General features: G+C 40.6%; 12 protein-coding genes. 7 read left to right on the plus strand and 5 right to left on the minus strand.

The genetic code is table 11. The annotated features are described in order from the left end of the window. The first annotated feature begins 32 nt into the window (after window positions 1-32). From J1G40_RS11305 to folD, 4 genes are all read left to right on the plus strand, one after another. Window positions 33-1,778, plus strand: a complete 1,746-nt coding sequence (locus J1G40_RS11305) for a hypothetical protein (protein WP_265242748.1) — start codon at window positions 33-35, stop codon at window positions 1,776-1,778. A gap of 206 nt (window positions 1,779-1,984) precedes the next feature. Then, a complete protein-coding gene (locus J1G40_RS11310) occupies window positions 1,985-3,739 on the plus strand; it encodes a hypothetical protein (protein WP_265242749.1) in 1,755 nt (584 codons plus the stop codon). Between the two features lie 170 nt (window positions 3,740-3,909). Beyond that, a complete protein-coding gene (ffh, locus tag J1G40_RS11315; RefSeq protein WP_265242750.1) occupies window positions 3,910-5,238 on the plus strand; it encodes a signal recognition particle protein in 1,329 nt (442 codons plus the stop codon). A gap of 52 nt (window positions 5,239-5,290) precedes the next feature. Continuing rightward, window positions 5,291-6,175 (plus strand): bifunctional methylenetetrahydrofolate dehydrogenase/methenyltetrahydrofolate cyclohydrolase FolD, encoded by an 885-nt coding sequence (gene folD, locus J1G40_RS11320; RefSeq protein ID WP_265242751.1) that lies wholly within the window; start codon window positions 5,291-5,293, stop codon window positions 6,173-6,175. Window positions 6,176-6,180: 5 nt separating this feature from the next. Here the strand turns inward: folD and J1G40_RS11325 are convergent, their stop codons facing one another. Then, complete coding sequence (locus J1G40_RS11325; protein ID WP_265242752.1) at window positions 6,181-6,333, minus strand: hypothetical protein; 153 nt, start codon at window positions 6,331-6,333, stop codon at window positions 6,181-6,183. Between the two features lie 139 nt (window positions 6,334-6,472). On the opposite strand from J1G40_RS11325, the gene J1G40_RS11330 reads away from it, so the two are divergent. Next, entirely contained in the window at window positions 6,473-8,209 is a 1,737-nt protein-coding gene (locus J1G40_RS11330) for a hypothetical protein (protein ID WP_265242753.1), read from the plus strand. A 165-nt stretch (window positions 8,210-8,374) separates the two neighbouring features. Continuing rightward, on the plus strand, window positions 8,375-8,995 hold the full coding sequence (locus J1G40_RS11335; RefSeq protein WP_265242754.1) for a DUF2306 domain-containing protein: 621 nt from the start codon (window positions 8,375-8,377) through the stop codon (window positions 8,993-8,995). Between the two features lie 6 nt (window positions 8,996-9,001). Here J1G40_RS11335 and J1G40_RS11340 read toward each other — a convergent pair whose 3' ends face one another. Together J1G40_RS11340 and J1G40_RS11345 are read right to left on the minus strand one after the other, a co-directional pair. Continuing rightward, the gene (locus J1G40_RS11340; RefSeq protein ID WP_265242755.1) at window positions 9,002-9,424 is read right to left on the minus strand and encodes a VOC family protein; all 423 of its coding nucleotides are present in this window, start codon (window positions 9,422-9,424) and stop codon (window positions 9,002-9,004) included. 51 nt (window positions 9,425-9,475) lie between these two features. Beyond that, window positions 9,476-10,315 carry an alpha/beta fold hydrolase gene (locus tag J1G40_RS11345; protein ID WP_265242756.1) on the minus strand — a complete coding sequence of 280 codons (840 nt, stop codon included), beginning with the start codon at window positions 10,313-10,315 and terminating at the stop codon, window positions 9,476-9,478. A gap of 99 nt (window positions 10,316-10,414) precedes the next feature. Here J1G40_RS11345 and J1G40_RS11350 point away from each other — a divergent pair, with 99 nt between their 5' ends. Beyond that, complete coding sequence (locus J1G40_RS11350) at window positions 10,415-10,861, plus strand: winged helix-turn-helix transcriptional regulator (RefSeq protein WP_265242757.1); 447 nt, start codon at window positions 10,415-10,417, stop codon at window positions 10,859-10,861. 60 nt (window positions 10,862-10,921) lie between these two features. Here the strand turns inward: J1G40_RS11350 and J1G40_RS11355 are convergent, their stop codons facing one another. Together J1G40_RS11355 and J1G40_RS11360 are read right to left on the minus strand one after the other, a co-directional pair. Then, a complete protein-coding gene (locus tag J1G40_RS11355; protein WP_265242758.1) occupies window positions 10,922-11,896 on the minus strand; it encodes a YitT family protein in 975 nt (324 codons plus the stop codon). Window positions 11,897-11,935: 39 nt separating this feature from the next. Then, entirely contained in the window at window positions 11,936-12,493 is a 558-nt protein-coding gene (locus J1G40_RS11360; RefSeq protein WP_265242759.1) for a hypothetical protein, read from the minus strand. Between the last annotated feature and the right edge of the window lie 4 nt (window positions 12,494-12,497).

The following is a 12,497-nucleotide window of genomic DNA, read 5'->3' on the forward strand; positions in this document are numbered from 1 at the left end:
AATACAGAAGTTAAGAATGAAATCCAAATCTAATGAAGCTTATCTCTAAAAGCCCTATTTATGCCCTTATCCTGCTGATGAGCTTGGTTTTCACCTCTTGCCAGAAAGAAACCGAAGCACCCCAGCCTCAGGTAGAACCACAGGCCCTAACGGATAGTTCACTACTGGTGAAGCTTATTCGTGATGTGAGCAGTTACGACGGGTCTTTCGATAATATAGTAGACGGAGCCAGCTGTCTGGCAATTAAATTCCCATATACTGTGGTGGTTAACGGGGAGGAAATAGCAATCAATTCAAAAGAGGATTTTAACGAGATAGAATTACTCTTTGATGCTTATGAATTAGATGAAGATATCCTGGAAATACAGTATCCGGTTACCGTTATCTTATCAAATTTCAGTCAGATTCTGGTTGAGGATGAAGCAGAATTAAATGCTTTGGCAGACCAATGTATCGAAGGTGGTGATGATGCAGATAATGAATGCATAGATTTTATTTACCCCATAACCCTGTTCACCTTTGACGTTAATAACGAGCAACTGGGTAGAGTGGTAGTGGAGCGAGATTCCGAGCTACGGCTTTTTCTGGCCGGACTTGATGAAAATGACAGAGTTAGTTTTGATTTTCCTATCTCCTTATTAAAATATAACGGAGAACAAATTGTTGTCAATAGTAATTTGGAACTGATACAGGCAATTAATGGTTCGGTTAACAGCTGCGATGAGGATGATGACGATGACTATAACGACGACGATTTTTCACAGGATCGACTAGAGAATTTGCTAATTGAATGTACCTGGTTGATTAAAGAATTAGATCGCGATGATAATAATATTTCAGCGGCATTTTACCTTTCTGTTTTGAACTTTAACTCCAATGGAACGGTAGAATATGAGGATGACTTAGGAGGGGTGCAGTCTGGTACCTGGAGTACAGAGCTTGAAGGTAATACCGTCTTACTGAATATTGCATTTGATGCCCTGAGTCCGTTAAACAGTACCTGGACGGTATATGAACTGGAAGAAGGGAAAATTAAGCTCGAAACCGAAGCTGATGATAAAATGATACTGCAAAGCGCCTGCGCAGGCCACAATAATTCGGCGGAGATATTGCAGGCCACCTTAGAGGAATGTAGCTGGATCATTAAAAAAGTGGAGAAAGTGGAGGAATTAAGTGAGCTTCAGGGATATGACTTAAGCTTCCTGCCTGGAAATGTCGTTGTTATGGAGAATGGCAGCACTACAATTAACGGTAGCTGGGAAGTAACTAATAGTGGGGGACTACAGCCCGTTCTAAATTTAGATATGGAAAGCGGGGATCCTAGTATAAGCTTCGCATGGCCATTAGATGATATTGCTTATGAGCGGTTGAAGTTTAAAGATGATACAGGTGATTATGAACTAATACTCGAAAAGAATTGCTACAACGATAATTATGATGAGGAAGTTGGCAATATACGGCAGGCAATAAAAGAAGGATCCTGGCAGGTGACTGCTTTTACATATAATTCGGATCCCAATTTTATCAGTTATACTGAAACTTTCCTGTTTGCCCCTGAGGGTGTTTTTAAACTGGACAATGCCATGATAGGAGCAAACTGGCGTATATATAGGAACAGTGAGCAGGAATTAGAACTCATTCTGACTTTTGAAAACGGCAGTAACTATCAATATATGGGCAACGATTGGGAGATTGTGGAAATAAGTGAAAACCTTATAGAACTCGTCCACGAAGATGAACCCAATGATTACGATCACCTTATTTTTCAAAGACCCTAGTTGAACGCTGTATTTCTCTTGCATTGGCGGTGCTGTAAGTCACTTTTTTCTTCCAATTATTTTTTATTGATGCTTTTGAATTGCCCTGAAAATGGGTAATTATCGATGACTGACTACATAAAAAGCCAAAAAAATTCAAAATTCAGGTAGGGTATTTATAATGGCAATTGTTTCATAGTTGTACGAACAAAAAAATCCAAATCGTTATGAAAAAGTTTTTTAATTATTCAGTGTATACGTTACTACTTGCGATGGCACTAACGTTTACATCTTGTCAGGAAGAATTTGAACCCCTACCAGATTCTGACGAGCAGGAAACAATTATGGCCAGTTCTTCTACCGCCAAACTTATTAAAGATACCAGCACCAATGATGGTTCTTTTGATAATATAGTAGACGGAGCTAGCTGTTTTGCTATTAAATTCCCTTATACCGTTGAGGTAAATGGGGTGGAAATTACCTTAGATTCCAGAGAAGACCTTGAACTAGTTGAAGAGATCTTTGATGCCCTGGAAGACGATGAAGACATTCTTGATATTCTGTTCCCTATTACTATTACATTAGGAGATTATCAAGAAGTAGTGATCAATAGTATTGATGACCTTAGAGAATTAGCAGAAGAATGTGTTGAAGGTGGTGATGATGATGATATTGAGTGTATAGATTTTGTATACCCAATTACCCTTTACACGTTTAATGTTAACAACGAACAAACAGGAACTGTAACTGTAGATAGTGATATGGACCTGAGAAGATTCTTTGACGAGTTAGGTGAGAACGACCTTATCGGCATAGATTTTCCAGTTTCTTTAAAACTATATGATGGTACAGAAGTACAGGTAAATAGCAATGCCGAATTGGCTAATGCTATTGAAATGGCTAAAGATGCCTGTGATGAAGATGACGATGACGATCATAATGATGACGATTTTACTCAGGAGCGTCTGGAGAACTATTTGGTAGAGTGTCCATGGTTGATTCATGAAGTAGAAAGAGATGAAGTTAATCAGACAGATCAGTACTTTGAGTACTTAATGAACTTCAAAGAAGATGGTTCTGTAACTGTAAAAGACAGAATGGGTAATAGCCTTACCGGTACATGGAGTACCAGAGTTGCAAACCACAAAGTGTTGATTAAACTAGAGTTTGATGTATTGGTAGATTTCAACCTGGAATGGTATGTCTACGAAATTGGAGAAGGTAAAATTAAACTTTATCAGGAAGGTGGTAACAGGATAATCATGCGCAATGCCTGTGATTTATTCAACTCTCCACCAGACTCGCTTAGAGACATTTTAAGAGAATGTAGCTGGATCATCAAGAAAGTGAAAGTAGATGACGTTGAGATTAGAAGGCTGTTAGGTTATGAGTTCAATTTTATGGGCGAAGGTGTGGTAACACTTACCAAAGGAGATGTAATATCTGAAGGAAGCTGGGAGATTACCACCAATGCTCAGGGAAGATTAGTATTGGCAATAACCATGGGAGATGAACCTGGAGTAAGCTTTGAGTGGCCAATTTCGGATCTTAGGGATGATAGATTGAAATTTGAAATTCCTGATACGGACTACGAATTGATTCTGCAACGTGTATGTGAAGACGATAATGATGGAGATGTCACAGAGATCAGAGGAGCGATGATGCAAGGAGAATGGATGGTTGCAAATTACACTGAGAGTGAAGTTAACTCTACAGAAGAATACGCCGAATACAGCTTTATTTTCCACGCTGAACATAGAATAGAGGTTTCTATTAATGATCAGCCAGTATTAGACGGTGTTTGGAGAGTATTAAGAAATTCTGAAGGTAAACTGAAAGTGTATCTTAACCTAGGTGATGAAGATCCTCTGGGAGAGCTTACAGATGATTATGAATTTGTATCTATCTCAGAAGGAAGAATAGAGCTCAAGGACTACAGGGATGACGGGAGTTATAGCGTCCTGGTTTTTGAGAGAAATTAGACCCCACACCTGATAGGTATCAGGTTTAAAAATACCTTTATTTGCCCCATTTTTAGTAAAAGGGTAGTTTCAACTGAAGCTACCCTTTTTCATTTATATTTATTGCGCAGAACTTCCATCATCCCATTGATATTCTTAAATTTGCACTTCCCCTTAAATAATGAAAGACGATGTTTGATAATTTAAGCGAAAAGTTAGATAAAGCGCTTCATGTTCTTAAAGGCCATGGACAGATTACCGAGATCAATGTAGCCGAAACTACCAAAGAAGTAAGACGCGCATTGTTAGATGCGGATGTTAATTTTAAAATAGCCAAGGAATTTACCAACAGGGTAAGAGAGAAGGCACTTGGACAAAACGTTCTGACAACTTTACAGCCGGGTCAGTTAATGGTGAAGATTGTCAAGGACGAGCTCACCGAACTTATGGGTGGAGAAACGGAAGGGATCAACCTTTCCGGGGAACCTTCGGTAATTTTGATGTCTGGTCTGCAGGGTTCTGGTAAAACCACGTTTTCCGGAAAGCTGGCTAATTACCTCAAGAAAAAGAAAACAAAAAACCCACTATTGGTCGCCTGTGATGTCTACAGACCCGCGGCAATTGACCAGTTGCATGTTGTTGGAGAACAAATAGGGGTTGAAGTATACTCGGACAGGGAAAATAATGATCCTGTTGCCCTTGCAAAGGCGGGCCTGGCTCATGCCAAAAGCAATGGAAACAATGTGGTGATTATAGATACCGCGGGCCGTCTTGCAGTAGATGAGCAAATGATGACCGAGATAGCAAATATCAGGGATGCGGTTCAGCCACAGGAAACACTTTTTGTTGTAGATGCTATGACAGGGCAGGATGCAGTCAATACGGCAAAAGCCTTTAATGATGTCCTTAATTTTGATGGGGTCATTCTTACCAAGCTCGATGGTGATACCAGAGGGGGAGCTGCAATATCAATAAAATCGGTTGTAGATAAACCCATTAAGTTTATTGGAACTGGGGAGAAAATGGATGCGATAGATGTTTTTCATCCGTCCAGAATGGCAGATCGGATACTTGGAATGGGTGATGTTATCTCTTTGGTAGAAAGGGCTCAGGAACAGTATGATGAGGACGAAGCCCGGAAAATCCAGAAGAAGATAGCTAAGAACAAGTTTGGTTTTGATGATTTCCTGAAACAAATTCAGCAGATCAAAAAAATGGGCAGCATGAAAGACCTTATGGGAATGATTCCCGGAGCTGGGAAAGCATTAAAAGGTATGGATATAGATGACGATGCCTTTAAACATATTGAGGCTATAATTCATTCTATGACTCCTGAAGAAAGATCAACGCCTTCAACACTGAATGCAAGCAGAAAGAAGAGAATTGCAAAAGGTAGTGGAAGAACTATTCAGGAAGTAAATCAATTGCTAAAACAGTTCGATCAGATGAGCAAAATGATGAAGATGATGCAAGGCGGGGGAGGTAAAAAAATGATGCAGATGATGCAAAATATGAGGTAGTAGGTCAATTGTCGAATTTTAAAATTAAATCCTTAAAAATAAATCGCTGATAATGACAATCCTCGATGGAAAAAAAATATCCAACCAAATTAAAGAGGAGATAGCCGCTGAGGTATCTCAAATGAAAGAAAACGGTGAAAAGGTACCCCACCTGGCTGCGGTTTTGGTTGGGAACGATGGTGCCAGCCTAACTTATGTTGGGAGTAAGGTACGCTCTTGTAAAAAAATTGGTTTTGAATCTACCCTTATTCACCTTCCGGAGGATACCACTGAAGAGGCGCTTTTAGAGCAGGTAGAACAGCTCAACCAGGATAAAGATATTGATGGCTATATTGTACAATTACCTCTTCCGAAACACATTGATGAGGAAAAAGTGTTAATGGCCGTGAACCCCGATAAGGATGTAGATGGTTTTCATCCTACCAACTTTGGTAAAATGGCATTAGATATGGAAACTTTTATCTCTGCCACGCCGTTCGGGATAATGGAATTACTACGCAGATACAGTGTTCCTGTAGAAGGTAAGCATGTTGTAGTCATCGGAAGGAGCCATATTGTCGGGAGGCCTATTAGCATCCTGATGAGTCAGAAAGGCGAAGCGGCAAACGCAACGGTAACCCTTACCCATAGCAGAACTACCAATCTCAAAGAGTTAACCCTACAGGCAGATATTGTTGTATCCGCACTTGGGGTTCCTGAATTCCTGAAAGCCGATATGGTTAAGGAAGGGGTCACCATCATTGATGTTGGGATTACAAGAGTGCCAGATGAGACCAGGGAACGCGGATATTATATTACCGGGGATGTAGATTTTGAAAATGTAAGCAAAAAAGCATCTTTCATCACTCCGGTTCCGGGAGGAGTTGGCCCAATGACCATAGCTATGTTGCTAAAAAATACCCTTTTGGCCAGAGAGCGCCATAACAGTGCCAATTAGTTGTATTACACTTTGGGTAATTCTTTAGTTTGAAGTTTCCCCTGCGTGGAATCTACCGGGGTAATGATATCCAAATCAGAATCTCCTTCATTATTGGTACATCCGTTGATAGCTACCAGGGCTGCCAGCACTACAATAGAAATAAAAATTTTCTTCATCACTCAATAATTTAGTAGGTATACTTACCGAGTTCAACTAGTATTAGAACGCAAAAATTCAAAATTTGGTGCCCGCAGGCCCTTTTAAAGGTTTGCTTTTTGCATCTAAATCAGTACCTTTTTAGGAAATACATAAGGCATGAGAAAATACGTTCTACAACTTCTGATTATTGCAGTTTGTGGCTGGGGATGCAAAACCGATTCTGCTAATTCTCCGGATATAGAGATTAAAGTCAATTTTTCGGAAAGCGTAAGTGCTGAACCACTGGACGGGCGACTTTTATTGATGCTTTCTGATAACGACAAGACAGAACCCAGGTTTCAAATCAATGACAGAGATAACACTCAATTGATCTTTGGGATGAATGTGGAGGGGATGGCTCCAAATGAAAGTGCTGCGTTTAGCCCAGAAGTTTTTGGATATCCCTATGCAAGCCTTGCAAAGGTGCCACCGGGGGAATACTGGGTACAAGCCCTGCTGCATACCTATGAGACCTTTAACCTCTCAACAGGTCATACCGTTAAATTACCCATGGATAACGGGGAAGGACAGCAATGGAACCGTTCACCCGGAAATTTGTATAGTACACCATTTAAGATAAGTATCACGGAAAAAGGTGTGGAGAATATTACCGTGGTAATGGATCAGAAAATTCCCCCTATTGAAGAAGCTGAAGATACCAAGTGGATTAAACACATAAAGATCAGGTCTGAAAAACTATCCGAATTCTGGGGCCGGGATATGTATTTGGGCGCTCATGTTTTGCTGCCAAAAGGGTTTGAAGAACATCCGGAGGCCAAATACCCACTAATGATCTTTCACGGGCATTTCCCTTCAGATTTTGGCGGTTTCCGGACCACGCCTCCAGATCCTAATATGAAACCAGAATACGCTGCCCGTTTTAATCTGGAAGGGTATAATATTATTCAACAACAGGAAGCGTACGACTTTTACAAGCGCTGGAATGAGCCAGATTTTCCACGTTTTTTAATTATTGAAATTCAACACCCGACACCTTATTATGACGATTCTTATGCTGTAAACTCTGCAAACCAGGGGCCATATGGGGATGCAATTACCTATGAACTAATTCCGCATATAGAAAAAGAATTCCGGGGAATGGGTGAGGGCTGGTCTCGTTTTTTATACGGTGGTTCTACCGGGGGTTGGGAAGCTTTGGCTGTACAGGTGATGTACCCGGAAGAATACAACGGTTGTTTTGCTGCATGCCCGGATCCTATAGATTTCAGGGCCTACTGTCTTACCAATATTTACGAAGACAAAAATGCCTATTATTACGATAGTCCACATAAGAAAACAGAGGTACCCAGCCATAGAGATTATTTAGGGCAGGTGCATAGTACGCTGAGGCAGGGCAACCATCTGGAATTAGTTCTGGGAGATAAAAGCAGGTCTGGCCAGCAATGGGATATCTGGGAAGCCACATACTCACCTATGGGAGAAGACGGTTATCCAGTGCGGATTTGGGATAAATTTACTGGGGATATAGACCATTCTATAGCTGATTATTGGAAAGAAAATTATGATTTACGACACATCCTGGAACGCGATTGGGATAAAATAGGAGATCATTTAAAAGGCAAGATCAATATCTATTGTGGGGATATGGATAACTATTATCTCAATAACGCAGTATATTTAATGGAAGATTTTCTAGAGAGTACAACTGAACCCTATTATGGAGGGGAAGTACTTTACGGAGACAGAGCGGAACATTGCTGGAATGGTGATCCGGAACAACCTAATGCAATTAGCCGCTTGCGCTATAATAGCATGTATGTACCTAAGATTATGAAACGTATAATGGCGAGCGCCCCCGAAGGGGCCGATTTAACAAGTTGGAGGTACAAATAAGATAAGTCTAAAAGCAAGTTTTTAATGTTAGGGGGGAACAATATTTTGGAACATTTCAGGGAAGGCGCATAAGACAAAAAACACAAGTGACAAGGGCGATAAAATGGGGAATGGGATGGATTGGAATTTGATGGGTGATTAGTTGCCTGAAAAATAATTATTAGTATGGGATCAACAAATAAGTTAGCATGGATAGTCTTCGCGGTTTTGGCCATAGCGGTGGGCCTCTACCCATTAACCTATTTTGTATTAGATCGTGAATTTGGATTGTTAGCTTCCAAGTCGGACGAGTTGCTTGCTGATACCATTTGGAATATTGGTTTTTACGGCCATATCTTATTTGGTGGTCTGGCGCTGCTAATAGGATGGATACAGTTTAGTAAGAAATTGAGAAAAGCTAATTTACAAAGACACAGAACTATAGGTAAGGTATATGTTATCGCAGCAGTGGTTAGTGGCTTGTGCGGATGTTACATTGCCTTTTATGCCACTGGCGGTATCGTTGCAACCCTGGGATTTTTAGGTCTGGGGGTATTATGGTTGTACACTTCGTTGCAGGCTTACTTTGCAATCAAAAGAAGGGATATTCAGTTACATCAGGCTTTTATGATTTACAGTTATGCCGCCTGTTTTGCAGCAGTGACGCTACGCTTTTGGCTGCCTTTGCTGAGTTATGCCTTTGGCGATTTTGTAACCGCCTACCGTATAGTTGCGTGGCTTTGCTGGGTGCCTAATATCATTTTTGCTTTCTTTTGGGTACGTAGAAGGGGATTGCTGCTGGGTTAAAAAAGATTACTTCGCAAACAATTGCCCCATATCTTTAAAGGCCTTGAATTCCAGCGCATTGCCTGCCGGATCTAAAAAGAACATGGTGGCTTGTTCTCCTGTTTCTCCTTTGAATCTTACATATGGTTCGATGATAAATTCTATGGCTTTAGACCTAAGTGCTTCAGCGAAATTGTGAAATGTATCCCAGGATAATACTACCCCATAATGCGGCACAGGGACGTTTTTTCCATCTACCGGATTGGTATGCAGTGCTTCATTGGATTTGGGTTTGTAGTGGATTACCAGTTGATGTCCGAAAAGATTAAAATCTACCCAATGGTCGCTGCTGCGGCCCTCTTCACAACCCAGTACTTCACGGTAAAAGGTCCTGCATGCATCAAGGTTATGTACGGGGATGGCAATATGGAAGGGTGTAATTTCTGGCATGAAAACGGCTTTATAGGTAGTTTGTGTATAGGACTTAAAAATACCCCTTTTCTAAGACTTCAAAAAATCTATTATGCTATTACTCACCTCATCCTGATGCATAGAATGACCAAGACCTTCGGTTTTAATCAACCGGCTGTTTTTCCAGTTGGCATGTACCCGTTCTGAAGCACTCACAGGTGCAATTTCATCCAATTCGTCATGAATCAATAGGCCATCAATTGTAATTTCACGGGCAAATGCAGAAGTGGAAAAATCTTTGATGCGAAAACCATAATTTTCGTAAACATGATTGTCCAGGGCAGTACCCACTTTTGAATTGTACTTTAGTATAGCTTTATACTGATCCATCAATTCTGAAAACTCTGATGGAGCTCCTATTGCCACCATTTTTTCCAGGGAATTTCCAGGGTATTTGTATTGGTGGTAAATGGCCGCCATTCCGCCCACAGAATGTGCGATTACATATTTAGGTTGATACTGAGACACCACTTCCCTTATGCCATCAACATACAAAGGCACATTGAAGATTTCCCCTGAAGAATTTCCATGTCCGGGAGCGTCTATGCTGATGATATTGTAATTTTCCTTCTGAAGGAAACCAATCATCTTACGCCATCTGAACGAGTTACTCTCCCAGCCATGGAGGAGTAATACAGTTTCTTTATGACCAGACCATTGATAGGTCTGAATCTTCTGTTCGTTAATCTGTGTAACGCCATTTGTTGCCTGCTCCAGGAAAGCCTGTTGAGCTGGCAAAACACTACCTTTTCTAGGCGTACAAAATACCTTAAATGCTTTTTGTGCTGCCGTTCTGGCAGAAAATGCAGCCAGAATGTTGAAATATGAACCGTAGGCCAGCGGGAGGTATTTATTCAATGTCTTTTTCATTTGCTCATGAAAGTTACTTTTGGTAACTTGCTCTATAATAAAAACCAAAAATACAAATTCTTTTTAATAAAAGGGAAAGTTTCCATAAACAGATCTGGTATGCAAATAGTAACTATAACTGAAAATCAGAAACTTAAAGCAGCGAAAAAATTAAAAAAGATGTTTGGTCATGTTAACCTAAAGGATAGGGATTTAATTTGCCCTATTCGCGACGTAATGGCCCTGGCTTCAGATAAATGGAGTATTCTTATAATTCTTTATCTTGGCTATTACCCTGTTTTAAGATTCAATCAACTCAAGAAAAAGGTTTATGGAATTTCCAACAAGGTTTTAAGTGAGCGCCTGAAACAACTTGAAGGCGATGGCTATCTTAAAAGAACGATGTACCCAGAAGTACCTATCCGGGTAGAATATGAATTAACAGATTTTGGGCATTCTTATCTGCAGAAGCTAATAGATCTTACGGAGTGGGCAGAGCAGCACAAGGATGCAGTGATTAATAATCGACATAGTTATGGTGCGGTTGAGTCAGGTGCTAATCTGTGACCCAATTCCAGATATCAAGATACATTTTCCAATAGAATTAACACAAGCAGCGGGCTATCATTACTTTAAAGGTTTCTTTTTAATCATCCCGCCTTTTATATCCTTAACTATTCCCATGACCACAAAAGCCGTGCTGTCTATTTTGTCTATTTCCGTGCTTAGTTTAGCAATTTCCAGTCTGGTTACAACGGTGTAGATAATTTCATTGGCCACTTGTTTCTCTCCATACTTTTTATAGCCACCTTTCCCGTAATAAATAGTACATGCCCGCCTCATTTTTTCGGTTATCATTTGGCGCAATTCCTCATGTTTGGCAGAAATAATTGTTACTCCTATATATTCTTCAACCCCATCCACAACAAAATCTACAGTTCTGGCCGCTACCAGGTAGGTTAGGATGGCGTAAAGAGCCACTTCTATTGAAAGCAAATAAGCCCCTGTGGAGAAAATTAATATATTTATCAGCAGCAAGACATCCCCGACGGTCAGATGCCATTTTCTGCTTAAATAGATGGCCAATACTTCGGTGCCATCAATGACGCCCCCGCCCCGCATGGCCATACCTATGCCAAGACCCAGGAAGAATCCCCCAAATACGGCGATAAGTAATTTGTCTGAAGTAATTGTAGGATAGGGTAAGAAATGCACAAGTAAAGCAAGCGCAATTATGGAAAGGATACTCTTAAGGGCAAACTTTTTTCCTATGGTTTTCGCCCCCAGTAAAATGAACGGCAGGTTAACAACTACCAATAACAGGCCTAATGGGATATCAGAAATAACCTTTATCAAAAGGGAGACCCCTGTTGCACCTCCATCTATAAATGAATTGGGTAGTAAAAACCCTTTTAGCCCAAAGCCGGCGGCAAATACCCCAATAGTCATGAAAAGAATTTCTTTTAGCAGATGTGCCATTTCTACCTGCCCGGACCTCACTTCTTTTACAAGCAATTTTTTAGGAATTGTATCCTGCTCGGACCTTTTTTTAAAACGGGCCTTTGCCCGCTTTACAAGTAACTGTTGTAAGATTGGATTCATAGGTGCTATTTTTTAGTAAAGCCTGATCGGGAAACAATCTTACTCCCAGCCAACCATCAGATACTTTATTTTGGCCTTGTCCGGGATTTGTACGGCTTCAATATTTATACTGGCGTCATAGCGCAGACTGGCAGGCAGTTCCTCCCTGGATATGGTAAAGTACATGTCACTCTCCTTAATAAAAATAACGACATTGTTTCTGGAGGTCACAATTTTCTTAATAGTATAGTTTTCTTTGATATCCTTAAAAGTACTGTTTAGACCCACTCCCTTGTCCGAGACAAACCGCGGGTCAAAAATGCGAAGGTTTTCTATTTTAGGAATGCTGTCCGAACTTGGGTTTAAAGTAAGCAAGTGCTTTCCCCCCTTTTCGTAGATCTGTATTTTTTTTGTGGCACTACCCATATTAAGTGCCGAACTGTCTGTAACCACAGAATCCTGGGCATATATTTCAGAAATGTTACTGACCAAATCTGTACGTTGAAGTTTTCCCACAGCATCTTTAGCAATAAGAAAGGTGGTGTCTTTCTCCTTTGTACAATGGGTTAATGTCAAAACCAGAACTAGTAGGGCTATGGGGCTGATGAGTTGTTTCAATGGG

The sequence above is a fragment of the Muriicola sp. Z0-33 genome, assembly GCF_026126425.1.
Taxonomy (GTDB): Bacteria; Bacteroidota; Bacteroidia; order Flavobacteriales; family Flavobacteriaceae; genus JAFMPW01.